This window comes from Microbispora bryophytorum (assembly GCF_006874465.1).
Taxonomy (GTDB): domain Bacteria; phylum Actinomycetota; class Actinomycetes; order Streptosporangiales; family Streptosporangiaceae; genus Microbispora; species Microbispora bryophytorum.
In genome coordinates this window covers 361,879-387,015 of the sequence record NZ_VIRL01000004.1, presented here as the reverse complement: position 1 = coordinate 387,015, position 25,137 = coordinate 361,879, and the positions used below count along the sequence as shown (strand labels likewise).

21 protein-coding genes are annotated in these 25,137 nt (G+C 72.5%); 8 read left to right on the top strand and 13 right to left on the bottom strand.

Features of this window, described 5'->3' with window-relative positions:
- The first annotated feature begins 351 nt into the window (after nucleotides 1–351).
- On the top strand, nucleotides 352–1,095 hold the full coding sequence (locus FLX07_RS11955; protein ID WP_142570583.1) for a dienelactone hydrolase family protein: 744 nt from the start codon (nucleotides 352–354) through the stop codon (nucleotides 1,093–1,095).
- 10 nt (nucleotides 1,096–1,105) lie between these two features.
- Nucleotides 1,106–1,393, top strand: a complete 288-nt coding sequence (locus FLX07_RS11950; protein ID WP_142570581.1) for a DUF6295 family protein — start codon at nucleotides 1,106–1,108, stop codon at nucleotides 1,391–1,393.
- Between the two features lie 81 nt (nucleotides 1,394–1,474).
- On the opposite strand, the gene FLX07_RS11945 is transcribed toward FLX07_RS11950, so the two are convergent.
- The 4 genes from FLX07_RS11945 to FLX07_RS11930 all read right to left on the bottom strand — a co-directional run bounded on the left by FLX07_RS11945 (nucleotide 1,475) and on the right by FLX07_RS11930 (nucleotide 7,705).
- Nucleotides 1,475–2,224, bottom strand: coding sequence for a GNAT family N-acetyltransferase (locus FLX07_RS11945; RefSeq protein WP_142570579.1), 750 nt, complete (start codon nucleotides 2,222–2,224; stop codon nucleotides 1,475–1,477).
- Nucleotides 2,225–2,531: 307 nt separating this feature from the next.
- Entirely contained in the window at nucleotides 2,532–5,153 is a 2,622-nt protein-coding gene (locus FLX07_RS11940) for an MXAN_6230/SCO0854 family RING domain-containing protein (protein ID WP_142570577.1), read from the bottom strand.
- A 465-nt stretch (nucleotides 5,154–5,618) separates the two neighbouring features.
- On the bottom strand, nucleotides 5,619–6,092 hold the full coding sequence (locus FLX07_RS11935; protein ID WP_142570576.1) for an SPW repeat protein: 474 nt from the start codon (nucleotides 6,090–6,092) through the stop codon (nucleotides 5,619–5,621).
- A 323-nt stretch (nucleotides 6,093–6,415) separates the two neighbouring features.
- On the bottom strand, nucleotides 6,416–7,705 hold the full coding sequence (locus FLX07_RS11930; RefSeq protein ID WP_229689693.1) for a D-arabinono-1,4-lactone oxidase: 1,290 nt from the start codon (nucleotides 7,703–7,705) through the stop codon (nucleotides 6,416–6,418).
- Between the two features lie 222 nt (nucleotides 7,706–7,927).
- On the opposite strand from FLX07_RS11930, the gene FLX07_RS11925 reads away from it, so the two are divergent.
- On the top strand, nucleotides 7,928–8,563 hold the full coding sequence (locus FLX07_RS11925; RefSeq protein ID WP_142570572.1) for a class I SAM-dependent methyltransferase: 636 nt from the start codon (nucleotides 7,928–7,930) through the stop codon (nucleotides 8,561–8,563).
- 9 nt (nucleotides 8,564–8,572) lie between these two features.
- Here the strand turns inward: FLX07_RS11925 and FLX07_RS11920 are convergent, their stop codons facing one another.
- Together FLX07_RS11920 and FLX07_RS11915 are read right to left on the bottom strand one after the other, a co-directional pair.
- Nucleotides 8,573–9,832 (bottom strand): MFS transporter, encoded by a 1,260-nt coding sequence (locus FLX07_RS11920; RefSeq protein WP_142570570.1) that lies wholly within the window; start codon nucleotides 9,830–9,832, stop codon nucleotides 8,573–8,575.
- A gap of 416 nt (nucleotides 9,833–10,248) precedes the next feature.
- Nucleotides 10,249–11,292 (bottom strand): LacI family DNA-binding transcriptional regulator, encoded by a 1,044-nt coding sequence (locus FLX07_RS11915; RefSeq protein ID WP_142570568.1) that lies wholly within the window; start codon nucleotides 11,290–11,292, stop codon nucleotides 10,249–10,251.
- A 324-nt stretch (nucleotides 11,293–11,616) separates the two neighbouring features.
- Here FLX07_RS11915 and FLX07_RS11910 point away from each other — a divergent pair, with 324 nt between their 5' ends.
- The 3 genes from FLX07_RS11910 (at nucleotide 11,617) to FLX07_RS11900 (ending at nucleotide 17,405) form a co-directional block, all read left to right on the top strand.
- On the top strand, nucleotides 11,617–13,974 hold the full coding sequence (locus FLX07_RS11910; RefSeq protein WP_142570566.1) for a beta-xylosidase/alpha-l-arabinosidase: 2,358 nt from the start codon (nucleotides 11,617–11,619) through the stop codon (nucleotides 13,972–13,974).
- Between the two features lie 222 nt (nucleotides 13,975–14,196).
- Entirely contained in the window at nucleotides 14,197–16,443 is a 2,247-nt protein-coding gene (locus FLX07_RS11905; protein ID WP_142570564.1) for a glycoside hydrolase family 3 C-terminal domain-containing protein, read from the top strand.
- A 149-nt stretch (nucleotides 16,444–16,592) separates the two neighbouring features.
- Nucleotides 16,593–17,405, top strand: coding sequence for an SAM-dependent methyltransferase (locus tag FLX07_RS11900; protein ID WP_229689692.1), 813 nt, complete (start codon nucleotides 16,593–16,595; stop codon nucleotides 17,403–17,405).
- A gap of 38 nt (nucleotides 17,406–17,443) precedes the next feature.
- On the opposite strand, the gene FLX07_RS11895 is transcribed toward FLX07_RS11900, so the two are convergent.
- Nucleotides 17,444–18,691 (bottom strand): ROK family transcriptional regulator, encoded by a 1,248-nt coding sequence (locus FLX07_RS11895; protein ID WP_208762165.1) that lies wholly within the window; start codon nucleotides 18,689–18,691, stop codon nucleotides 17,444–17,446.
- A gap of 494 nt (nucleotides 18,692–19,185) precedes the next feature.
- Between FLX07_RS11895 and FLX07_RS11890 the strand changes: the two genes are divergently transcribed.
- The gene (locus FLX07_RS11890) at nucleotides 19,186–19,401 is read left to right on the top strand and encodes a hypothetical protein (protein WP_142570560.1); all 216 of its coding nucleotides are present in this window, start codon (nucleotides 19,186–19,188) and stop codon (nucleotides 19,399–19,401) included.
- 192 nt (nucleotides 19,402–19,593) lie between these two features.
- Here FLX07_RS11890 and FLX07_RS11885 read toward each other — a convergent pair whose 3' ends face one another.
- The 5 genes from FLX07_RS11885 to FLX07_RS38835 form a co-directional block, all read right to left on the bottom strand.
- On the bottom strand, nucleotides 19,594–19,932 hold the full coding sequence (locus FLX07_RS11885) for a hypothetical protein (RefSeq protein ID WP_142570558.1): 339 nt from the start codon (nucleotides 19,930–19,932) through the stop codon (nucleotides 19,594–19,596).
- Nucleotides 19,933–20,276: 344 nt separating this feature from the next.
- Nucleotides 20,277–20,690 carry a YchJ family protein gene (locus tag FLX07_RS11880; protein WP_142570556.1) on the bottom strand — a complete coding sequence of 138 codons (414 nt, stop codon included), beginning with the start codon at nucleotides 20,688–20,690 and terminating at the stop codon, nucleotides 20,277–20,279.
- 216 nt (nucleotides 20,691–20,906) lie between these two features.
- Nucleotides 20,907–21,041, bottom strand: a complete 135-nt coding sequence (locus FLX07_RS38355) for a hypothetical protein (protein WP_263407620.1) — start codon at nucleotides 21,039–21,041, stop codon at nucleotides 20,907–20,909.
- Nucleotides 21,042–21,242: 201 nt separating this feature from the next.
- On the bottom strand, nucleotides 21,243–21,713 hold the full coding sequence (locus FLX07_RS11875) for a lamin tail domain-containing protein (protein WP_229689691.1): 471 nt from the start codon (nucleotides 21,711–21,713) through the stop codon (nucleotides 21,243–21,245).
- Complete coding sequence (locus FLX07_RS38835; protein ID WP_142570552.1) at nucleotides 21,623–21,955, bottom strand: YncE family protein; 333 nt, start codon at nucleotides 21,953–21,955, stop codon at nucleotides 21,623–21,625. The genes FLX07_RS11875 and FLX07_RS38835 overlap by 91 nt, the downstream gene beginning before the upstream one ends.
- A gap of 455 nt (nucleotides 21,956–22,410) precedes the next feature.
- On the opposite strand from FLX07_RS38835, the gene FLX07_RS11860 reads away from it, so the two are divergent.
- Nucleotides 22,411–23,601 carry a cytochrome P450 gene (locus FLX07_RS11860; RefSeq protein WP_229689690.1) on the top strand — a complete coding sequence of 397 codons (1,191 nt, stop codon included), beginning with the start codon at nucleotides 22,411–22,413 and terminating at the stop codon, nucleotides 23,599–23,601.
- 107 nt (nucleotides 23,602–23,708) lie between these two features.
- On the opposite strand, the gene FLX07_RS11855 is transcribed toward FLX07_RS11860, so the two are convergent.
- Nucleotides 23,709–25,013, bottom strand: a complete 1,305-nt coding sequence (locus FLX07_RS11855) for an ammonium transporter (protein WP_142570548.1) — start codon at nucleotides 25,011–25,013, stop codon at nucleotides 23,709–23,711.
- Nucleotides 25,014–25,137: the final 124 nt, after the last annotated feature.

The following is a 25,137-nucleotide window of genomic DNA, read 5'->3' as shown; positions in this document are numbered from 1 at the left end:
CCGCCCCCCGCAAGGAACGCACCATCGATGTCGGCCGTCAACGACGACACGTCCAACACCCGCCCGTCAGGCGCGAGCACGCACGGCCGCTCCGCACCCACCGGACCCACCCGCAACAGCTTCACGAAACGCCTCCTTGGAGATACACCCGATGTCTCAACCGGCCGAGCCTGCCACAGCCACCGGGCTGGTGTAAAGACGGGATGTTGTGCCGCAACACCGACGAGCAGACCCCGCATTCATCCGATCACCGCACGGGCCTGGCTTAGTTAGTTCAGCTAACTACTAAGGTGGACCTCCGGCGCCGCCATCACTCGGGCAGTGCCGTGATCGCAGGGAAAGGGAATCGGAATGACGGACGCGATGTGGGCCGGCACGGTCGCCGTGACCGGGCACGAAGGCGCCGAGCTCGAAGCGTACGCGGCACGGCCGCTGGGCTCCTCCCCCCACGGCGGGGTCGTGGTGATCCACCACATGCCCGGCTACGACGAGGCCACCAAGGAGATCGTGCGCAGCTTCGCCGCGCACGGCTACGCGGCGATCTGCCCCAACCTGTACTCCCGGGAGGGCGCCGGCGTCAGCCCGGACGACCAGGCCGCCGCGGCCCGGGCCAAGGGCGGCGTCCCGGACGAGCAGCTCGTCGGCGACGTCGCGGGCGCCGCCGCCTACCTCAAGGGCCTGGAGCACGCCAACGGCAAGATCGGCGTGATCGGCTACTGCTCCGGTGGACGGCAGACGTTCCTGGCCGCCTGCTCGCTCCGGATCGACGCGGCCGTCGACTGCTACGGGGCCTTCGTGGTCACCGCGCCGCCCGCCGACTTCCCGCTCACGGCCGAGCCGCTGATCTCCCGGGCCGCCGACCTGTCCTGCCCGCTGCTCGGGCTCTTCGGCGCGGACGACAAGTTCCCCTCGCCGGAGGAGGTGGACGTGCTCGCCGCCGAGCTGGACAAGCTCGGCAAGGAACACGAGTTCCACGTCTTCCCCGACGCCGGCCACGGCTTCTTCGCCACCGACCGGCCGAACTACCGTCCCGCCGCCGCGGTGGAGGGCTGGAAGAAGGTCTTCGGGTTCTTCGGCCGTCACCTCGCCGCCTGAGGAGAACAAAATGTGCACCTATCTCACCGAGAAGATCCGGATGGACGGCGCCGCCAAGGGGGCGTCGGGCTGGTTCACGGTCACCGACGGCATGGTCTACGTCGACCATCCCTACCACGCGTGCCAGGAGCACACGGTGAACATCGACCTCACCAACCCGGCCGAGGGTCCATCGGCCCGGGTCGCGATCGAGCTCACCGAGGAGGCGGCGCTCGCCCTGGTGGACGCCATCAACAAGGCCCTGGCCGCAGCGCCGCCCGGACTCGCGTCGGCCGCCGGCCGATCCGCCTCCCTCTGATCCTGCCCCCGTCCGCCGGCCGCGCGACGCCTGCCCTAGGTGAACGGGCAGGGGCCGCGGGCGGCCGGCGGACGGCGCGCGTCAGACGTCGAGCGACATGTACAGGCGGGTCCCGCCCGGCCGGAAGCCCACGCGTTCGTAGACCCGGCGCGATCCCTCGCCGCCGTACTCCAGCCACACCGACCGTGCTCCCCTGGCGAGCAGCGCCTCGGCGAGCGTGGCGGTGACCGCGCCGGCGATGCCCCGCCCGCGGAAATCGGGGCGGGTGCCGACCCCGGCGAGCTCCGACGTCTCCACGGCCGGAGCCGAGCACATGGCCGCTCCGGCGCAGCCGCCGCCGGGCGCCCGGACGAACCGGACCGCGCCGCCGCCCTCCTCCGTACGGCGCAGCCGGGCCACCCCCTCCGGCGACGAGGCGCCCTGTCCGCCGAACGCCTCGGACAGGGCGGCGTCGATCGCCGCGTAGTCCTCGTCCGTGGACGGCGTCTCCACCGGGAGGACGACCGGCGGCGGCGTCAGCGTGGCCGGGCTGCAGACGAGGTAGTCGTGCACCGCCTCGACGGTGAACCCCGCCTCGCGGAGCGCGGGCTCCACGGCGGGCGCGGCGTCCGGGGCGAACTCGAGACGGGGCTTGAGCCCGCGCTCCCGGAACGCCCCGATCAGCGCCGCGACGTCCCGTCCGCCCGGCCGGGCGCCGGGCAGGGGTGTGGCGTAGTTGATGTAGGGGCTGGTGGTGCCGGGCTCCATACCGACGACGAAGCCCCCGATCTCGACGACTTCGGGACGGCGGCGAAGGTTGGCCACGGCGAAACTCTGGACATCGATGCCCACGGTGATATCGACCTCACGAATGAAAGGCGGAGCGGTTCGCCCGCCGCGCGGAGCGGAGGGGTGAACTCGCATATGACGCCATCCCGGACGGGATGGAGAAGGTGCGCAGGGCACCGTCACGTGGGGCCGCCGCCGTGAGACGGTGAAGGCAGTGAACCGATGACGCGGAAGCGTACCGGTCAGTGCCGACGGCGGCCGCTGTGGGACGCCGAGAACATAGGCTTCATTCCTTCGCTGCTGTCTGGGTGAAACGCGGCCACTTTCCCACGCGGGTCAGTGAGCGCGCAATCCGTTTTGTCCGGCGGGGTCAGCGCGTCGCGGGGGCGAGCATGCCGACGAGGTCAGAGGCGTCGAGAGGGCGGATCGCGGCCGGGTCGAGACGGGCGGGGTGCAGGGCGTAGACCTGTGCCCCCTCGCTCACCCGCACGTCGTCCTCCAGCACCACGTCCTCCAACACCACGGCGAGACCCGCTTCCGCCGCGCCTGCCTTCGCCGCCGGGTCGGCCGCCCGCCGTACGCCGAGGCGGGACGCGAAGGCGGCGGCGTCCTCACCGGGGCGACGCGCGTACCGGCTCACGGCGCCGTCGCGGTGCCGTACGACGACCTCGCGGGCGCGGGCGGCGGCGTGCCAGCAGGCGACCTCCCACAGGGTGACGCGCTCGCCGAGACCGTAGGCGTCCTCGGCGGCCGCGCCCAGACGGGCGAGTTGCTCCTCGTGTTCGTACACGTTGTGGAACCCGCCGAACGCGGACACGTTGAGGTCCACCCAGCGCATCGTGCGCGACCAGAGGTCGGCGACGAGCGGGACGAGGATCTTGGCCGGGCCGGTCAGGTCGAAGCGCTGCCGTACGGCGAGCGGGTCGAACAGGCCGTCCGGGTCGTCCATGAATCCGGCGAAACCGCGGACCAGTTCGTCGAACGGCACGTCGTTGTAACTGAACACGACGGGCACCACATACCTGCCGCCGATCGCGCGCAGCGCGGTCACGTCGAGGTCCACGAACTCCGACGCGCCCAGCGGCTCGGGCGCGGAGGTCAGATCCCCGGAGTGGACGGCGGCGCTCGCGCCGAGCCGCAGGTGCGTGTAGTCGCACAGCCCGGCGAACGTCCACCGCGCGTCGAACACCGCCACCGACAGGTCCAGGTCGACCACGCGATCCGCGGGCTCCGCCCAGTGCAGGAACAACCGGATGCGCTCGCCACCCGGCAGCGGCCGAACGCTCCCGCGCGGCAGCCGTACCAGCGAGGCCGAGGCGGACCGCTCTGCCTCCGGCGCGAGCAGGTCGGTGAGCTCCTCGTCCAGCAGCGCGGTCCCGACGGGCGGCAGCGCGGCTGCCCGGCGCAGCAGCTCGCCTGTCAGCACGGCGGACAGGGCGGCCACGGTCTCGGGAGCGAGCTCCTCGCGGGCGTCGGGCTCGGCCCAGATCCGCGCCGCTCCCCCGCGCGGCAGGAACATGCGGGTACCGCCCGGCGGCGTGCGCAACTGGCCCAGGGTGGCGATCAGCACGGCCGGGGAGACGTGCGGCGCGGCGGCGCGCAGAGCCTCGGCGAGGTCGGCGGCGGGCAGGCGGCGGGCGAGATCGGCGGTGCGCCGCAGCAGCTCTCCCGGCCGGCGCGCCAGCAGGGCGAGGGCCTCGCGGGGATCGGTCCGCAGCGCGTCCTCGAACCGCCCCGCGAACGTGCGGGCGCGCAGCCGTACGCCGTCGAACGACAGCAGGTCCCCGTGGGCCGCCACGCGCTCCAGCAGGACGTCCGCCATCGGCGTGCCCTTCCGCAGCGGGGTGCCGCGCAACACCGCGAACGCCAGGGCCGCGTCCGGGTGACGCCGGTGGAACTCGTGCGGGTGCAGCACCTCCGCCATGTGCCGCCACTGCGCCGGGTAGCGGTGCAGGTCCTCGATCAGGTACGGCAGCGCCTGCCGGTCCAGCGCGGCGAGGAGCGCGCGGCGCACCGGCCGGGACAGGCTCGTACGGCGCGGGGGGTGGGCGCGCAACCCGGGGTCGCCGCCCATGAGAGCGTGGAGCAGCCGCAGCACGTCGGTCGCCGTGTCGGCGTGCGCCGTGAGCAGGGCCAGGTCGCCGTGCCGTACGGCCGTGGCCAGGACGACGGCGCGGGTCTCGCGGGCCGGGATCTTCTCGGGCAGCCAGCCTGCCGACTCGGGCCAGAAGCGATCGACGATCTCGGCGACGACCGCCCTGTCCTCCGCGCGCGGCGCGGCCTGCCGGGACAGCAGCGGACCCAGCAGGTCGCGGGCCCGGGCGGTGGGGTCGTCGCACAGCCCGAGCAGGGTCAGCGTCTCCGGCACCCGGCCGTTCCACCTGACGGCCGGAGCGTAGACGTCGTCGGCCGGGCGCAGGAAGGGATCGCCGGGGTCGATCCGGCGATGGCAGATCGGGCAGGCGCTGTAGTCGGCGCCGTCCCAGCACGTGCGGCAGACGAGGTGCGCGCACGGGGACACCGGATGGACGGCGGCGACCTCCCCGCACAGCACGCACGGCTGCTCCGGCCGCTGGAGCAGCATGGAGAACACCCTGCGGACGAACAGCTCCACCGTGTCGGCCGGGACCGACTCCGGAAAGCGGCGGAACAGCGGCGTGTGCACGACGTGCCCGCCCAGCTGGGCCGACAGGGCGGAGACGAGCGCGCGGCCCGCCTGCCCGAGATCCCCGGCGTCCAGCTCGGCCAGCCGGGCACGCAGCGGCGCGCTCAGCACGTGCCCGAGCTGGAGCAGGTCGGCCTCCAGCGCGACCACCCCGTCGGCGACGGCGGCGAGGGGCCGTGCCCGGCGGGACGACCGCGACGGACTGCCGGAGCTCCCCGGGCCCGCGACGGCGGCCTTCCGCTCGGCGGCGGGGGCGAGGACGGCGGGCACCAGAAGGTCGGGGGCGACCAGCCGCTGCCGCAGCAGCAACTCCGCCAGCCGGTCCACGGGCATCCTCCCTGTGTGCGAGCGATCGGGCACGCGCCGAGAACGTGAGACGGGGCGGAGAACGGACGCACTAAAGCGATTAAAGATCGAGAAGGAAGCACGTCCAGGAGCCGCCCCGTGCCCCGAACCCTAGCCCGCCGCCCGATCTTGTGTCGTCCCCTTTTCCCCGTACGCCGGGGCCGGCGACCGCGACGCACGTGACCGCCTATAGGCGGCAACAAAAAACGCGGTCCCTCGCGCGCGCCGCGTTGCCTACGCCGCGTTTGCCTACGCCGCGTTTGCCTACGCCGCGGGCTCGGCCAGGGTGAACCACCTCGACGCGACCGGGACCATCGCCCCCGGCATGGGGCGAGGTCACCCGCCAGGGGCTGCGGCACCCGTCTCGCGCGTCATGCGATGGACCGGCGGGGCGAAGGGAGCTCCCCCGCCGGTCACCGCCGTGCGCCGCCTACCCGCGGGCGGCGGCTACCATTCTTCGCCGCCCGGTGCGCCGGTCCCCCGGCGCGGGCCGCCGTGCTCGTGCTGCCGGTAGTTCGCGGCGAACGCCAGCGCTCCGAGGCCGAACAGGAAGATGATCGCCCCGGTGACCACGTTGTTCCAGATGGTCGCCGTGGTCGCCGGCTGGCCGCGGATCACCCACGGCGCGATGATCGTCCAGGCGCCGAGCACCGGCACCACCCAGCTCATGCCGTACGTGCGGCCGAAGGCGGACGCGCAGCCCATCGCGAGCGCCGCGACCGTCAGCCCGACGATCAGGTTGTTGATCGCCAGAGCGCCGAAACCGCTGAAGCCTACGATCCACGGCGAGAGAGCGAGATAGACCCCCGCGAGGAACGTCACTCCGTCCATGACCTGTGCGGGAGCGGTCGATCCCGCGCGGTCGTACGTCTGGCGCAGCTCCGTCACGTCCGGACGGCGGGCCAGACCTGGTCGCACCATGTCGCGTCACCTCTTCCCCCAGACGGGCCGGGCCGAAGACCCGGACCCCTCGCTTGCATCATCCAACGCCGCAGGCGGCGAAGGGGAGGTCGCGAGATGCGCAGGAAACAGATGGACGCCATCGCTCAGTCAGATGTTCCCGCCCGGGGCGCGAGCGCCCGGGCCACGTTCACGACGGAGATGTGGCTGTACGCCTGGGGGAAGTTGCCGGTCTGACGCCCCGTGCGGACGTCGATCGCCGATGAGGGCGTAGCCCTCGATGCGCATCGTCCTCCCCCGCAGTCCCGGGGACTTACCCGGTCATAAGGGGACGAACCCGGCGATCAGCCGAGGCCGAGGACGTACCGCTCGACGAACTCGTTGGCGAAAACGCCGCGCGGGTCGTAGTGCCGCGCCAGCGCCGCGAAGTCGTCCAGGCGCTCGTAGCGGGAGCGCAGGACGTCCGCGGGAAGCGTGAAGACCTTCCCCCAGTGGGGCCGCGCGCCGAACGGCGCCAGGCACTCCTCGATCGCGGTGAGCACGGGCGTCACGGCGGCGGTGTCCTTGATCCAGGTGAAGTGGAAGGCCACGGTGTCGCGGCCCCCGCTCGGGCTCAGCCACAGGTCGTCGGCGGCGATCGTGCGGATCTCGGAGATCTGCAGGACCGGGGCGATGCGGTCCCGGATCCCGCCGAGGGCGTGGAACGCCGCGGCCGCGTGCCGCCGGGGCACCATGTACTCCGACTGGAGCTCCTCGCCGCTGCTGGGGGTGAAGTCGGGCCGGAAGTGCGGCAGACGCTCGAACCAGGGGCCGGGGACGCCCATCTGGGCCGTGCAGTGCACCGCGGACATGCCGGGCACGGGGTGCCTCGGGCCGTCGGCCGGCGTCGCGCCGAAGAAGCCGCCGCCGGTCTCGGCGCCGTAGCGCCCTCCGGCGGCCGTCGCCCCCTCCGCGCCGCCCGCGGCCCGCTCCTTCACCCAGACCTGGTTGATCCGGGAGGTCCGCCAGTCGGTGAACAGGCTGACGCTGTACGCGGCGGACATGACGGCGGCGAACCGGTCGTCCAGCACCTCGGCCGGCAGGCCCTCGTACACGCGCTGGCGGACGTCGAACGACGGCACGACGTCGAGCGTCATGGCGACGACGGCGCCGAGGGCGCCCAGCGCGACGACGGCCCCGGCGAACCGGTCGCCGTCCGCGTCGCGGCTCAGGGTGACGAGGTCGCCGTCCGCGGTCACCATCTCGATCGCGCGTACGGATGTGGCGAGACCGCCGTTGCCATCGCCCGAGCCGTGGGTGCCGGTCGCGCAGGAGCCCGCGACCGAGATGTGGGGCAGGGACGCGAGGTTGGGCAGCGCATAGCCCTTGTCGTGCAGACGGCGGCCCAGCTCGCCGTACCGGACGCTCGCGGCGACCCGCACCGTGGACGACCCGGCGTCGATCTCGATCTCCGGTGGCAGCGCGTCGAGCGAGATCAGCGCGCCCGCGGAGTCGGCGATGCGGTTGAAGGAGTGGCCGCTGCCCAGCACGCGGGCCTTCTCGCTCCGCGCCACCAGGGCGCGCACCTCGTCCACCGAGGAGGGCCGCTCGACCGATTCGGCCCCGAAGGTGATGTTGCCTGCCCAGTTTGTCACCAATTGAGTCACAGAGGAGTTCTACCGGAACATCGCGCCCGCATGCGGGCCGGATGCCCGCCTGGGTGCGGTTCACCTTCCCGGTGACGCTGGGTCTCGCCGGGCCCGCAGCCGCGCGGAGACCGGCGGCGACCACGACCGTTTCGCCGCGATTCGGTGACGCCGTTGGCCATGCGGGTCCGTGCCGGGCGGGAATGAACAAGGGACGGGAAGGGGGACGCCATGCCGACGACCGGGGTCAGCCATCCGCTGTTCGCCCGCTTCTACACGTGGTTCAGCCAGGTGCTCGACCGGCAGGGGATGTCCGGACAGCGCGAGGCGCTGGTGGCGGGGCTGTCGGGCCGGGTGATCGAGGTCGGCGCGGGCAACGGGCTGAACTTCGCCCACTATCCGCCGTCCGTCACCGCCGTGCTGGCCGTCGAGCCCGAACCGCGGCTGCGGGCGGTCGCCCTCGACGCGGCCCGTCAGGCGCGGGCGCGGATCGAGGTCGCCGGCGGCCTGGCCGACCGGCTCCCCGCCTCCGACGGCGAGTTCGACGCGGCGGTGGTGTCGTTCGTGCTGTGCTCGCTGCCCGATCCCGTCGCCGGACTGCGGGAGATCCGCCGCGTGCTGGTCCCCGGCGGGCGGCTGCGCTTCCTCGAACACGTCCGCGCCGGGCCCACGGGCTGGGCCAGGGCGCAGGACCTGCTGGACGCGAGCGTGTGGCCTGGCCTGACCGGCGGCTGCCACACGGGCCGCGACAGCGTGACGGCCGTCGAGGCGGCCGGCTTCACCGTCGAGTCGCTGGAGCGCTTCGTCTTCCCCGCCCGCGTCCGCAGTCCCATCTCCTTCTGCGTACGCGGCGAGGCCCGATCCTGAGACTCGGGTTCAGCGGGCGTCCGGGCGGCTCGCCAGAGCGTCGTACCGCCGGAAGGCGGACACCCCGAAGCCGGTCACCAGGACCAGCAGGGCGCATATCAGGCCGCCGCCCGCCCAGGAGGACACGAGCCCGAAGGCGTCCGCGGTGGCGCCCGCCCGCAGGTCGCCCAGGCGGGGCCCGCCGGCGACGACGACCATGAACACCCCCTGCAGGCGTCCGCGCATCTCGTCGGGCGCGTAGGTCTGCAGGATCGTCTGCCGCCAGACGGCGGAGGCGAGGTCCGTCGCGCCGCCGATCGCCAGCAGCGCCACCACCAGCCACAACGGCTGGGCCAGCGCCGCGGCGGTCACCGTCACGCCCCACAGGGCGATCACGAGCGTGAGCGCCACCCCCTGGCGGCGTACGCGGCCGACCCAGCCGGAGAAGACGCCGGCGACGACCGCCCCGATGGCGATGCTCGCCGACAGCCAGCCGAACGCCACGGTGGAGCCGCCGAAGCGCTCGGCCGCCATCTCGGGGAACAGCGCCCTCGGCATCGCGAACGCCATCGCGATGATGTCCACCACGAACGACATGAGCACGACGGGCTTGCTCACCACGTATCGGAGCCCGTCGACCACCGAGCGCAGGCCCGGCCGGGAGATCTCGCCGACGGGCGCCAGCGTCGGCAGCCGCACCGCCGCGTAGAAGCCGGCGCCGAACAGGACGGCGTCGATGAGGTACGCGGTGGCGTACCCGCCCTTGGCGAGCACCACCCCCGCCAGCAGCGGCCCGACCACCGTGCCGATGCTGCTGACGAGGAAGTTGAGGGTGTTGGCCGCGGGAACCCGCTCGGTGGGCACGATGCGGGGAATGATCGCCCCGCGCGTGGCCGAGGTGACGGCGAAGCCGATCGACTGCAGAGCGATGACGGCGAGGATGAGATAGACGCTGCCGAGCCCCGACCAGGCGTGCAGCAGCAGGGCGACGGTGGACAGCCAGGCCACCACCGAGCCGGCCAGCAGGAGCCGGCGGCGGTCCATCGCGTCGGCGACCGCGCCGCCCCACAGACCGAAGACGACCAGCGGGACGAGGCTCACCGGCCCGAGCATGCCCACCCACAGGGACGACCCCGTGAGGTTGTAGACCTGCCCGCTCACAGCCACCGAGGTGAGCTGGAAGCCGACGAAGGAGACGCCCTGCCCCACCAGCAGCCGCCGGTACGCGGGGATGCTCAGGGGCCGGGTGTCGAGGGCGATACGCTTCAGAACTCCCTGTACCCCCGCCACCCGCTACCTCGCTGATCTGGGCATATGAAACATTTGGGGTACTTTACCCTGATCGCGAACAGTAGCCGTGACCGGAGTCCCGGAAAAGATCGGACCGGAAAAGATCGGACCGGAACCGCCCGGCATGAATGCGACGACCGCCGGAGCGGGCGGCACCGGGGAGAGCGTCCGGGACGGACCCTCCGAACGCCCCCCGACGGCATGAACGATAGTTAATTTTTTCGGAACAATCCCGAATGTTTCCGCCCCGAAGGGTGCGCCGCCGCACGAACGGCCGACGCCGGCGACGTGTCTCGCCCCGCCTCGGCCGGGCGGCGGACGCGGACCGCTCCGCCGACACCGCACCTCACCGCCCCCCGCGAGGGCTCCACTCCGAAATTTCTGTCTGTGTGTCGAAACATCAGGTGACGAGAACGTCAGGCCACGAGCGGGGCGGTGCTGCCGCGCACGACGAGCCCGGTGGTGAGTTCGAGGCGGTTCTGCGGCGGGGAGTCCCCGCGGGCGATGGCGACCACCATCGTCGTCGCGGCGGCGGCCATCTCGGTCAGCGGCTGGCGGACCGTGGTCAGCGCGGGGATGAGCCACTGCGCCATCGGCAGGTCGTCGAAGCCGACCACGCTCAGCTCGTCGGGGATGCGCAGCCCCCTCTCGTGGGCCGCCTGGTACACGCCCATCGCCTGCGCGTCGTTGAAGGCGAACACGGCGGTCGGGGGCTGGGGCAGGGCGAGCAAGGAGCGGGCGTGCTCCAGGCCGTCCTCCGCGCTGAAGTCGCCCTGCCGGACGAGCTCCGGATCCGTCGGCACACCCGCGGTGTCCATGGCGGCGCGGAACCCGTCGAGCCGCGCGCGGCTGGACAGGGCGTCGGCGGGACCGGTGATGAGGGCGATGCGCCGATGTCCCAGCTCCAGCAGGTGGCGCGCGGCCGACAGGCCGCCGCTCCAGTTGCCCGCGCCCACCGAGGGCATCTTGTGCCCCGGATCGCCGGTGGGATCGACCAGCACCACGGGGATGTCCCGGGTCCTGAGCTGCCCGTACTGGGCCCGGGTGAGGCCGGAGAAGACCACGATCACGCCGTGGGGGCGACGGCCGATCACCCCCTCGATCCAGCCCTTGGCGGGAGGATGGTGGTCCTGCAACTCGGAGACGACCACCGCGAGGCCGTGCTCGCGAGCCACCTGCTCGACCCCCTTGATGACCTCCATCGCGTACCCGCCCTCCAGCTCGTTGAAGACCAGTTCGATGAGGGGAGCCGCGGTGGGGCGCTTCTTCTGCCGGCGATACCCGTGCTCGCGTATAAGGTCCTCGACCAGGGCGCGGGTCTCGGGGGCGACCTCGGACCTGCCGTTGACGACCTTGGAGACGGTCGCGGGGGACACCCCCGCCAGCTCGGCGAGCTGGGCGATGGTCAGCGGCCGGGAGGGGATGCGGTCCGGCGGTGTCGGCTCCCTGGTCGTCGTCATGGCCGCAGTTTAGCTCGAACTTTCGGACAGTAACCCGAATGTTTCGGATGTCTCACTGTCCGATCCTTGACGGCCTCCAACGCCCCGGCCTAGAGTCCACATAAACTATCGGTCCTAATTCGGAAACTTTCGGACCACAGTTTCAGACGACAGTTCGGATGAGACAGGGGTGCGGATGAGCAGGGGGCGCTCGATGCGGTTGCTCGCGCGCCGCCGTCTGCCGCCGCCGCGGCCCGGATACGGCCGGGCCGATCGTCACCTGGGTCCCGTACGGCGTCTTCCGGGGCCGAGGCCCACGCGACGGATCGACAAGCAAGGGATGTCATGACATTCGTAGACGCGCCGGGGCTCGCGCCCTGGCGGGACGGCGACCGGCCTCTCGACGAGCGCGTGGACGCGCTGCTGGGCGAGATGACGCTGGAGGAGAAGGTCGCCCAGCTCGGATCGGTGTGGGTCGACATCTCGCCCGCCGGCTCGGAGGCGGCGGGCGGCAATGTCGCGCCGCTGCAGGACCTGTTCATGAAGGACGGCACAAACCTCGCCGACCGGATGCGCGACGGGGTCGGCCATCTGACCCGGGTGTACGGCACGGCGCCGGTGAGCCCGGCGGAGGGCGCGGCCGGACTGCGGAAGATGCAGGATCAGGTGATCGCGGCCAACCGGTTCGGGATCCCGGCCATCGCCCACGAGGAGTGCCTGACCGGGTTCGCCACCTACGGCGCGACCGCCTACCCCACCCCGCTGGCCTGGGCCGCGACCTTCGACCCCGCGCTGGTGGAGCGGATGGCGCTGGCCATCGGCGACGACCTGCGCGCCGTCGGCGTCCATCAGGGCCTGTCGCCGGTGCTCGACGTGGTGCGCGACTACCGGTGGGGCCGGGTCGAGGAGACCCTCGGCGAGGACCCCTACCTGGTGGGTCAGATCGGCGCGGCCTACGTGCGCGGCCTGGAGAACGCCGGGATCATCGCGACGCTCAAGCACTTCGCCGGATACTCCGCCTCCCGGGCGGGCCGCAACCACGCCCCGGTCAGCATCGGCCCGCGCGAGATGGCCGACGTCATCCTCCCGCCGTTCGAGACGGCCATCCGCGAGGGCGGCGCCCGCTCGGTGATGAACTCCTACACCGACATCGACGGCGTGCCCGTCGGCGCCCACGCCGGCCTGCTGCGCGGGGTGCTGCGCGACCAGTGGGGATTCGACGGCACGGTCGTGGCCGACTACTGGGCGGTGCCGTTCCTGGCCATGAACCACAACGTCGCCGCCGACGAGACGCACGCCGGCGTGGTCGCGATGCGCGCGGGCATCGACGTCGAGCTGCCCGAGACGGTCGGCTACGGCACCCGCCTGGCCGAGCAGGTGCGGGCCGGCAACGTGGACGAGGCCCTGGTCGACGAAGCCGTGCGCCGGGTGCTGCGGCAGAAGATCGAGCTCGGCCTGCTCGGCGACGGCCCCCTCGTGCCCGAGGGCGCCGGCGACGTCGACCTGGACAGCCCCCGCAACCGCGACCTGGCCCGCACCGTGGCCGAGCACTCCGTCGTGCTGCTGAGCAACCCCACCGGCACGCTGCCGCTGGCCTCCGGCACGACCGCCCGCATCGCCGTCGTCGGCCCGTGCGCCGACGACCCGCAGACCCTGCTCGGCTGCTACGCCTTCCCCAACCACGTGCTCGACCGCTTCCCCGACCACGGCATGGGCCTGCCCATCGCGCCCGTCCTGGACCTCCTGCGGGCCGAGTTCCCCGATGCCGACCTGCGCTACGCACAGGGCGCCGAGGTGTCGGGCGACGACACCTCTGGCATCGCCGAGGCGGCCGCCCTGGCCGCGCAGTCCGACCTCGTGCTGCTGTGCGTCGGCGACCGGGCCGGGCTGTTCGGCAACGGCACCTCCGGCGAGGGCTGCGACGCCGACCACCTCGCCCTGCCCGGAGTCCAGCCCGAGCTGGTCGAGGCGGTCCTGGCCACCGGCACGCCGGTCGTCCTGGTCGTCGTGTCCGGCCGCCCGTACGCGATCGGCGCCTACGCCGGCCGTGCCGCCGCCACGCTCCAGGCGTTCCTGCCGGGCGTGGAGGGTGGCACGGCGATCGCGGGGGTGCTCAGCGGCCGGGTCGAGCCCTCGGGCCGCCTGCCCGTCCAGATCCCCGGCTCCCCCTTCGTCAACCCCTCCACCTATCTGCAGCCGCCTCTGGGACTGCGCACCGACGGCATCTCCGTGTCCGACCCGACCCCGGCCTTCCCCTTCGGCCACGGGCTGTCGTACACGACGGTGACCTACGACGCGATGACGACCTCGGCGGAGCGGTGCCCCACGGACGGCACGGTCGAGGCGCGGGTGACCGTCACCAACACCGGCGCCAGGCCGGCGGCGGAGGTCGTGCAGCTCTACGCCTCCGACCCGGTGGCGCAGGTGGCCCGCCCCGTCGCGCAGCTCGTCGGCTTCGCCCGGGTGCCGCTCGCGCCCGGGCAGACCCGCGAAGTGATCTTCGAGATCCCCGCCGACGCCTTCTCCTACACCGATCCCGGCCTGCGCAGGATCGTCGAGCCGGGCGTCATCGCGCTCACCGCGGGACCGTCCGCCGCCGACCGCCCCCTGCGGTCCGACATCCTGCTGACCGGCGACACCGTCGTGCTCGGCCGGGCCCGGCGGCTCACCACCCACGCGCGGGTGCCGGCGCCGGCCTCCTGACCGTGACACGCGTGCGGCGGGCGGCCGAGCCGCCCGCCGCGACGCCGTCCCGCCGCCGCGCTCGGCGACAACGCGGCCCCGCCCGGGCCGGACATCCCCCCGCCGCCGCGCTCGGCGACCCCGGCCGGGGCCGAACACACCCCGCCGCCGCTCCTGTCCGCCGCTGCTCCCCTCCGGGGCAGGAAACACTGTGAACCACCCCCCGTGAAAGGAGCCTCCCCGATGGCCCGGACCGACCTCGACGCGCTCGCACTGAACGCGCTCACCCTGGAGCAGAAGGCTTCACTGCTGTCGGGCCGGGATTTCTGGACGACCAAGCCGCTCGATGAGGCCGCGATTCCGTCCATCACACTGTGCGACGGACCGCACGGCGTACGCCGCGAGGCCGGCGGCTCCGACCACCTCGGCATCAACGAGAGCATCCCCGCCACCTGCTTCCCGCCCGCGGCCGCGGTCGGGTCGAGCTGGGATCCCGAGGTGGCCGCCCGGATCGGCGCCGCCGTCGGCCGGGAGGGCCGGGCCCTCGGCGTGGCGGTCGTGCTCGGCCCCGGCGTGAACATCAAGCGCTCGCCGCTGTGCGGGCGCAACTTCGAGTACTACTCGGAGGATCCCCTGCTCTCCGGCGTACTGGCCGCGGCGCACGTCGCCGCGCTGCAGGCCGAGGGACCCGGCGCGTCGGTCAAGCACTTCGCCGCCAACAACCAGGAGACCGAGCGCATGCGGGTCAGCGCCGAGGTGGACGAGCGCACGCTGCGCGAGATCTACTTCCCCGCGTTCGAGCGGGTGGTCACCCAGGCGCGGCCGGCCACCGTGATGTGCTCCTACAACCGCGTCAACGGCGTCCACGCCTCGCAGAACCGGTGGCTGCTCACCGACGTCCTACGCCGCGAGTGGGGCTTCAACGGCGTCGTCGTCTCCGACTGGGGCGCGGTCCAGGACCGCGTCGCCGCGCTGGCCGCGGGCCTGGACCTCGAAATGCCGAGGACCGGCGGCGCGAGCGACCGTCGCATCGTGGACGCCGTCCGCGCGGGCGACCTCGACGAGGCCACCGTGAACGCGAGCGTGCGCCGCGTCGTCGCCCTCACCGAACGCCACAGCGGCGTCTCCGGCGCGTTCGACTCCGACGCCCACCACGCGCTCGCCCGCGAACTCGCCGCCGAATGCGCCGTGCTGCTCAAGAACGAGGACGGCACGCTCCCGCTCTCCGCGGAAGCCCGCATCGCCGTGATCGGCGAGTTCGCCGCCAGGCCCCGGTTCCAGGGCGGCGGCAGTTCCCACGTGCACGCCACCCGGGTCGACGCGGCGCTCGACGCGATCCGCGCCCTCGCCCCGGACGTCGCCTACGCCCCGGGGTTCTCGCTGGACGGATCGGGCGACGCGCGGGAGCTTCGCGAGGCGGCGGCCGAGGCCGCCGCGTCCGCCGACGTCGCGGTCGTCTTCGCCGGGCTGAGCGAGCGTGAGGAGTCGGAGGGCTTCGACCGGGAGACGATCGACCTGCCCGCCGTCCAGATCGAGCTGATCCGCGCCGTCGCCGCCGCGACCCGCCGTACGGTGGTCGTCCTGTCCAACGGCGGCGTCGTCTCCCTGGAGGGCTGGCACGACGACGTGGACGCCGTGCTGGAGGGCTGGCTGCTCGGCCAGGCGGGCGGCTCCGCCGTCGCCGATCTCCTCTTCGGCGCCGTCAACCCTTCGGGCCGCCTCGCCGAGAGCATCCCGGTGCGGCTGAAGGACACGCCGAGCTACCTCAACTTCCCGGGCGAGGCCGGGCAGGTGCGCTACGGCGAGGGCGTCATGGTCGGCTACCGCTACTACGAGACGGTCGAGCTGCCCGTGCGTTACCCCTTCGGTCACGGCCTGAGCTACACGACGTTCGCGATCGACGGCCTCAGGGTCGTCCGCACGGGCGACGACAGGGCGACCGTCACCATGAGGGTGACCAACACCGGCGATCGGGCGGGCAAGCACGTGGTGCAGGTCTACGTGTCCACCGCCGCGGGTCCCGTACGGCGACCCGTCCGGGAGCTGCGGGCCTTCAGAAAGGTCTCCCTCGCCCCCGGCGAGTCGCGCACGGTCACCCTTCCTCTCGACCGGCGGGCGTTCGCGTACTACGACGTCCCGCTCGGCCGGTGGACCGTCGCGCCCGGCGACTACACGATCCAGATCGGCGAGAACGCCTCGTCCGTCGTGGCCGAGACGACGATCGGTCTGGGCGGCGACTCCGTCGTCCCCGTGGTGTCGCTCGACTCGACGCTCGGCGAGTGGCTCTCGCACCCGCTCGCCGGGCCCGCCCTGCTGCGGGTCCTCAGCGGTGGGAAGAGCCGGCGGACCGAGGAGGACGACGAGAACGGGCTGCGGATGGCCTCGTCGATGCCGATGGGACGGTTCCTGACCTTCGCCGGCATCGACATCCCGCACGCGACCCTGCGGGAGCTGGTGGAGCTGGGCGGGTCGGACGGCGCGGCGGCCTGAGCCGGTCTCGTCGTTCGTCGTGTCCGGGGGCCGAGGACACATCTCGACATTTCCGATTGTCGGAGCAAGCTGTCAAAATCGGCACCTGTGTCCCTAAGATGGTGATCGCCTCATCCGGTGGACCGGACCCGAGCGATGGAGGGCGGAGCGTGCACGAGGAGCTGGCTCCCGCGTGGGTGGTGGACCCCGGCACGCCGAGCGTGGCCCGGATGTACGACTACTACCTGGGCGGCAAGGACAATTTCGCGGCCGACCGCCAAGCCGCGGAGAAGATCATCTCGATCCTGCCCAACGCCCGCGAGGTCGCCCGGGCCAACCGCGCCTTCCTCGTGCGGGCCGTACGGCACCTGGCGCGCTCGGGCATCCGGCAGTTCCTCGACATCGGCACCGGGCTGCCGACCCAGGAGAACGTCCACCAGGTGGCGCAGGCCGAGGCGCCGGAGTCCCGGATCGTCTACGTCGACAACGACCCGATCGTGCTCGTCCATGCCCGCGCCCTGCTCGCCGACAACCCCCGGTCGATCGTGATCGACGGCGACATGCGGAAACCGGAGTCGATCCTCGGCCACCCGGGCGTCCGCACCCACCTCGACCTCACCCGGCCGGTCGCCTTGATCATGCTGGCCGTCCTCCACTTCGTGACCGACGACGCGGAGGCGGCGCGCGTCGTCGGCGCGTTCCGCGAGCCGCTCGCCCCGGGCAGCCACCTCGTGGTCTCCCACATCACCCAGGGCGACCTGGACGAGGACGCGGTCAGGCGGGGCCGGGACGTCTACACCACGACCACCGCGGGCGGCATCGTGCCGCGCACCGCGGCCCAGGTGCGCGGCTTCCTCGACGGCCTGCACGTGCTGGAGCCCGGCGTGGTGCCGCTGCACCGGTGGCGGCCCGAGAACGCGGAACCCGAATGGAACGGCGTGCCGGGAGGCGACATCCTGGGCGGAGTCGGCCTCGTCACCTGACGCCGGCGCGTCGCTCACCCCCGTGCGGCGCGGGCCCGTCACCGGGCCAGGGCGCCCCTCCGGGCCGCGGCCCGGTGCGCCGAACGACGCCGCATCTCCGCGAGCACCTCCAGGGGGCTGGCCAGGAGCCTGGAGAAGGCCAGCTCCGCGGCGCCGACCAGCGTGACGTCGTCGCCGAGCGCCGACACCCGCAGCCGCACCTGCTCGCGGGAGATCACCATGGCGTTCGCCTCCACCCGGTGACCGACCTGCGCCGCCGAGCCCGGGTACACGTCCCGCAGCATCCCGCCGAAGATCACCATGCCGGGGTTGAAGAGGTTGATCAGGTTCGCCACGCCGATGCCCAGCCAGTCGCCGATCCGGTGCAGCGCCTCCCCGGCCGCCGCATCCCCGCGTCCGGCGGCCTCCACCACCGCGCGCACGCCCTCACGGCCGCTCAGCTCGCCCGAACGGCCCGCGGCGTCGATCAAGGCGTGCTCGCCGACCTCGGCCTCCAGACAGCCGCGTGAGCCGCACATGCAGGGCCGCCCGTCGTACGGATTCACCATCATGTGCCCCAGCTCGCACCCGTAGCCGCCGTCGCCGCCGAGCAGCCTGCCGCCGACGATGATCCCGCCGCCCACTCCGACGTCGCCGTGCAGGTAGATCAGGTTGTCGAAGCCACGGCCCACGCCGCGGTCGCGCTCGGCCAGCGCGCCGAGGTGGGCCTCGTTGCCCACGAGCACCGGCAGCCCCAGGCGCGAGCCGAGCTCGACACCGAACGCCTGGTCCACCCACCCCACGTAGGGCCCGTACCGCACCGTGCCGTCGTCGGGCCGGATCATGCCGCAGTAGGCCGCGCCGACTCCGACGCACACCGAACCCGGCCGGACGCCGCGCCGCAGCTCACGGCCGAAGCCCGCGAGCACGCCGACGACGTCCTCCAGGTCCGCGCCCGCGCGGGGCCTGACCGCCTCCCGGCGGTCGAGGATCTCACCGCCCAGTCCCACCCGGGCCGCGACCAGGCGGTCGACCCGGACGTCGAAGGCCAGCACGTGCGCACGGTCGCGCTCCGGGCGGACCACCAGCGACGGCCGTCCCGCCCTGCCGGTGTCTCCGGGCAGCTCCTCGCCGACCAGGCCCGCCGCGGACAGCTCGGCGGTCAGTGCCATGATGGTGCTGCGGTTCAGGCCCATCCGATCGGCCAGCTCCGAACGGGAGAGCGCGCCGGACAGGTGCACGTGCCGCAGCAGATCGCCGAGGTTGCGCCGGCGCATCTCCTCCTGGGACCGACCGGCTTTCGACATGGTGCGCGGATCCTGACGACTCGGAGGAGTTCCTCGGTGGCGGGCCGTGGACAGGAGGGCAGGGCCGAGACCCCTTCCTCACTGTGAGGTTACCAATCGAGGCGCCCGCGGCGGAGCCCCGCGCTCACCGGCGATCCCGCTCACCCGATACCGCGCGCCCGCGGTTCCGCGCCGCCCGAGGGCCGGTCCCCCGCCGGCCTGCGGAGACCGCCGCGTGCCGGTCCGCCGCCCCCGCACGGATCGCCGTCCCTCCACGACGCGCCGCTCTCGCACGGGCCGCCTCCACGCGGGCCGGCTCCGCGCGGGCCGCCGCTCTCGCACGGGCCGCCGCTCTCGCTTTGCGGGACGTGTGCGGGGCCGGGGCCGTAGAAGCGCCCGGGTCGGGCGTGCCGAGCATCTGCGCGATGTCACACGCCCGGTTGCCCCTGCACATCGCGTTCTGAATGCCGGTCCCGCCGTTCGCGACGTTGATGGTGATCTGTTGCGTCCCGCGGTTGATCGTGGAAGCCGAGGCGGTGAGCCCGGGCTGGGCGGCGTCCGGCTGCGGCTGCGAGGGCCGGAGCCCGGACTCCTGGTGGCGTGGCGCCTCCCGCCCGTGGGTGCGCGTGATCGCGGCGGCGGGTCCCGCGGCGGCCAGCGCCGCCACGACGGACGCGCAGGCGAGGAGACGGAGGCCGATCTTCCTCATGGCCGTCCCGCCGTACCGCTGACACTTCATCGCGCGCCCCCGCCAGTCTCCGCCGCAGTGCTCCGGGCGGCCCCTTTCCGCCCGGGCCTTTTCAGGCTAGTGACCCGTCGGTTTCCCGCGCCCGGCGCGCGCGGCGTCTTGCGGCATCATTGCCATATCAGTCAGCGTGACCCCCGCATTCGCGGACCTGCGGCCCGTGTGCATTCGAACGCGATCACCAGCCGCGGGAAGTGATGGGCATGTTCTGCCAGACCTTGCACTTCCTCGGGCCGGGACCGCAGAAGACGCCCTGGGTGCTGATGCGGCCGCCGTTCGTGATCCCGGTCTGCTGCTGGCCCATCATGAAGGTCGGGGCGAACACACCGTTGAGATTCTGGTTGAACCTGCCGTTGCCCGACTTGAGTTGCCGGGCCGTGGCCGTCCCGCCCGCCGCCACCTGGCCCCCGCGGTCGCCGTGGCCGCCGTGGCCGGTGGCCTTCATCGGGGCACGGCCCGGCAACCGCGCGCTCGCGCCCGCCTCCTGAGCCGCGGCGCTCCACGCGATCGCGGCCACGAGAGCGGCCAGCGTCAGGCGACGGGCCGTCCGAACCCGAAACGGCCCGGAGCGGGACATGCGGCGGCGAGACATCGTGGAACGCACCTACCTACCAAGGTCATGCGGCATTTGGGCTTTCGTCGCGGACACAAGCAACGACGATCTCATACCCCGCCCCACGGCCTCGGCCCCGCACATGCCAAGCGGGGCATGGATGCTGACGTATTTTTTGTCGCTATGCCTTCTGAACGGATATCAAACGTTCATCCCCGAAAGTCTCACTATCGGGCTAAATCCGGTGACATGACATTCGTACCGAGCCGTGTTTCGGCCGGGGTCTTCGCCGGGCTCATTCGCCAGGCTTATTCGCCGACGGCGTCGCGATAGACCCAGGCGCCTTCGTGGCGGACGAAGCGGCTCTGCTCCCGCATCTCGCCGGGCTGTCCGCGATAGTCGTATCCGGCGCGGAAGGTGACGATGCCCTCGGTGTGGATCGGGCTCCCGCCGGTGGCCGCCTCGATCTCCAGCCCGGTCCACCGCATGTCCCGGTCGAAGTCGACCTGTGCCGGACGGGTGGAGGGATGCCAGGTCCGCAGCAGGTACGCCTCGTCCTCCACCGCGAACGCGGAGAAGCGCGAGCGCATCAGCGCCTCGGCCGTCGGCGCCGACTGCCCCGCGTGGAACCGGCCGCAGCAGTCGCCGTAGCCGGCCGGCAGGCCACAGGGACAGGGCTCGCCGGGGCGCGGCGTACGGCGGGAACGAGAGGTACGGCTCACCCCGCGAGGCTATCGCCCCCCGCCGGGCGCTCGCTCGCGTCCCGGCCTCTCGCGGACCGCACGGACGTCACCGCGACCGGCGCGGCCCGCCGAGTCACCGGACGGCGGCGGTTCTTCATGAACCGCCTGCCGGAGACCTCGCCGTTCAGCCGTCCCGGCCGTCACCGGCGGTGGCCGCGGCCCGGCTCACCGGGCGGAGCGCCACGCCGAAGCCGGTCAGTTGTAGGGGTTGTCGTAGGTGCCGGTGCTCTTGGTGCGCATCTGGTGACCGGTGCTGCCGAACCACCCGCCGGTCACGTCGAAGCGGACGTTGCGGACGGTGCTGCCGAAGTTCACCTCGCCGCTGTACACGAAAGCCTGCTGGCACCCGGCATAGGACGTGGTGCCGGTCTGGGTCGGCCAGGACGAACTCGTGCCGTTGACGTTGATCTAAAAGTACGGCGCGGGGTAGGCGTGCTGCCAGCACAGCCGCAGCGAGTAGCGGTACTTCGTGTTGCCGTCGTCGAACGCCACCGTGCCGTCCAGGAGGGCCGGTCACCGGTCCCGCCGCCATCAGCAGATCTTGTAGTCCTGCCGCGACGAGTTGTACGCACAGGAGCCGACGAGCGCGCCGGACGCGTTCCGCAGGTAGGCCTTGTCCTTGGTCTGGTTCCAGATGTAGGCGAGCGTTCCCCCGCTCCTGCCCCAGTAGAGGGTGGTGGAGGTGTCCTTCCCCCGGCCGGTCCGCAGGGTGACCGTCTTCCCGGCTCCGAGGGTGAACGGGCCGAACGTGTAGACGTGGTCCGATCGCTTCGTGTCGTCGCGGACGGTCCAGCCCTTGAGGCTGACGGCCTTCTTCGTCGTGTTCTTGATCTGCACGTACTCGCCGTTCAGGCTGCTGTTCGCGCCGAAGTCCGGCGAGCCGGGCGAGTCGTAGTAGATCTTGGTGATCCTTATGGCCGGGCCCGCCGCGTAGGCGGGCTGGGAGACGGCGACCACACCGGCGGCCACCGCTGCGGCCGCCAGCAGAGATCGGGTACGCACAGGGATGCTCCTGAGTTGGGGGGACATGATCGACATCGATCATATTGACCAATGTCGGGCGAGCCGCCGCCGGGGATCCGCCAGACGTCCACCACTTTCCGCTTCTGGAACGACACGACCGACACCGAGCCCTCGCCCCGGTTGGACACGTACAGGTGGCGCGAGTCGCGGCTCACGTACAGGCCGTGCGCGCCCCGGCCGGTCGGCAGGAGACGCAGGACCTTGTACGTCGCCGCGTCCACCGGCCACACCCCACGTGAAGGCGTTGATGACCGGTTGCCTGTCGCGGGACGTCGACGACACCCACGGCACCGCGCTGAACAGGCTCGTCACGGTCGTGTGAGGGCCTCCGTGCCCGGCCGAGCTGAGCCCCCGCCCGCGCACGACTTCGGACACCGCTCCGTCCGGGCCGATCTCGTCGGTCACGGCACCGAGCTCGCCTCAGGCGCCCCCGGTCGTCTGCGGACCTGGCGAGCCCGAGCGGGCGCACGTCACCGACGAGTACTGCCTGGTCCACCGGATCGAGGAGGCAGTCGAGAGCTGCACCGCCGCCCTCGGGCGGTTCGCCTGATCATGTGACCGGCCCGGCGGCGGGGCCGCCACAGTCGTGTCGCGATTGTCCACAGCGGACACGGGACGGCTATCGTCGGATTGCGGCAAAGCGATCATCAGAATGCCGGTGACCCGAGGAGGTCGCGTGCGCGACGTGTCCCCACCCCTGCACATGCGACGGGACGGATTCCATCCCGTCCCGGAGCTCTCCGCGCTGCGGGACGACGAGGGGGTGACCCGGATCCGCACCGTGTTCGGCACCGACGCCTGGCTGGTCACCGGATTCGAGGATGTCCGTACGGTGCTGAGCCGTCCCGATCTGTTCAGCAACGCGCTCGTGCCTCCGCTCCGGCCACCCGGCGCCCCGCCGCCGAGCAAGGAGGAGACCGCCGCGATGCGCGCCGGCAATCTGCTCGGCTCCGACCCTCCCGAGCACACCCGGCTGCGCCGGATGCTCACGGCCCAGTTCACCGTCCGCCGTATGCGCCGGCTGGAGCCCAGGGTCCAGCAGATCGTCGACGACCATCTGGACGCCATGGAGCGCGGCGGACCGCCCGCCGATCTGGTGACGGACTTCGCCCTCCCGGTTCCCTCCCTGGTGATCTGCGAACTGCTGGGCGTGCCGTACGCCGACCGGGCCGGCTTTCAGGGAACGTCCAAGCGGATGCTGGACGTGTCCCTGCCTCCGGACGAACGCGCGGCCGCGGCGGCGGAGGCTCGGGCGTACATCGCGGGCCTGATCAAGGCGATTCGCAAAGATCCCGGTGAGGATCTGCTCGGGATGCTCGTACGCGAGCACGGCGACGAGTTGAGCGACGCCGAACTCACCGGGATCGGCACCCTGCTGCTGCTCGCCGGGCACGAGACCACGGCCAACATGCTGTCCTTGGGCACACTCGCCCTGCTGCGGCACCCCGACCAGCTCGCGCTGCTGCGCGACGAGCCCGACCGCGTGGACGCCGCCGTCGAGGAACTGCTGCGCTGGCTGAGCATCGTGCACTCAGGAACGGCCAAGATCACGACGGCCGAGGTCCGGCTGGGCGACCGGACCCTCGGCCCCGGCGAGACCGTCATCTGCTCGCTTCCCGCCGCCAACCGCGACCCGGGGTTCATCCCGAACCCAGACGACCTGGACATCCGCCGGGATGCCGTCGGCCACATCGCGTTCGGGCACGGCATCCATCACTGTCTCGGGGCTCCCCTGGCCCGCATGGAGATGCGCATCGCGTTCCCCGCCCTGCTGCGCAGGTTTACCGGCCTGCGACCGGCGGGCGAACCCCTGTTCCGCTCCTTCACCGTCGTGCACGGCCTGACCGCCATGCCGATCACCTGGTAGGCGTCCCGCACGGCGGCCACCGTCGAGGGCGCCGCCGTGCTCGCCCGCCCGCAGGCCGGCACTGCCCGCCTGATCCACGGCCGGCCTGCCGGTGGAGCCCTCGGCGATCAGGTCGTGGGACGCGGATCAGGCTGCGCCGGCGCGGGGCGGTGGGTGCGCAGCCGGACGGCGTGGTCGAGCACGCCGTGGTCGTAGGCGGTCTCGGCGTGCAGCGCCAGATCGACGCCGGACACCTCCTCCTCCTCGCTCACCCGGAAACCCATCAGCCGGTGGATCAGCTTGCCGATCCCGTAGGTGACGACGAAGGCGTACAGCGCCACCACCGGGACCGCCATCGCCTGCTTGCCCAGCTGGGCCAGCCCGCCGCCGTACAGCAGGCCCCGGGGGCCGTCGGCGCCGGTGAGCGTACGGGTGGCCAGCAACCCGATGAGCAGGGTGCCGACGATGCCCCCGACCAGATGCACGCCGACCACGTCGAGGGAGTCGTCGTAGCCGTGCCGGAACTTCAAGCCGACCGCCTGCGAGCAGATCATGCCCGCGGCCAGGCCGATCCCCAGGGCGCCGAGCACGTCGACCGAGCCGCACGACGGTGTGATCGCGACCAGCCCGGCCACGACGCCCGAGGCGACCCCGAACGTGGTGGGGCGGCCGTCACGACGCTGCTCCACCAGCAGCCAGCCCAGCAGGCCGGTGCACCCCGCGGCCAGGGTGTTGAGGAAGACGGCGGCGGCGGTGCCGTCCGCGGCCAGCGCGGAACCGGCGTTGAACCCGAACCAGCCGAACCACAGCAGCCCGGCGCCGAGCAGCACCAGGGGCAGGTTGTGCGGCCGCATGGCCTCGGCCTTGAATCCGATCCGCGGCCCGAGCACCAGCGCCAGAGCCAGCCCGGAGGCCCCCGAGGTGATCTCCACGACCAGGCCGCCCGCGTAGTCGAGAGTGCCCATGGCGTGGATCCAGCCGCCGGGGCCCCACACCCAGTGGGCGATGGGCGCGTAGACCACGAGCGCCCACACCGGGACGAAGACCATCCAGGCCGAGAAGCGGGCCCGGTCGGCGATGGCGCCGCTGATCAGTGCCGCGGTGATGACGGCGAAGGTGAGCTGGAACGTCGCGAACAGCAGCGTGGGCACCTGCCCGGTGACCGATTCGGTGGTGATGTCGTGCAGCCCCACATGGGTCAGGCCGCCGATCAGTCCCCCGATGTCGGGGCCGAACGCCAGGCTGTATCCGGCGGCCAGCCAGACGAGGGTGACCAGGGCGATCGAGACGAAGCTCATCATGATCATGTTGAGCACGCTCTTGGCCCTGACCATCCCGCCGTAGAAGAAGGCCAGGCCCGGCGTCATCAGCAGGACGAGCGCGGTACAGGCCAGGAGCCAGGCGGTCGCGCCACCATCTACCTTCACCGGCATGTCATCGCCTCACACTCCTCAGCATGGTCGTCCGGCGGTTCCGCCACGACCGCACCATGAGACTCACCGTTGGCGGTTTCATGGCGTATTCGGGAGTGTTACTGCGATGTTTCTTATTGCGAGG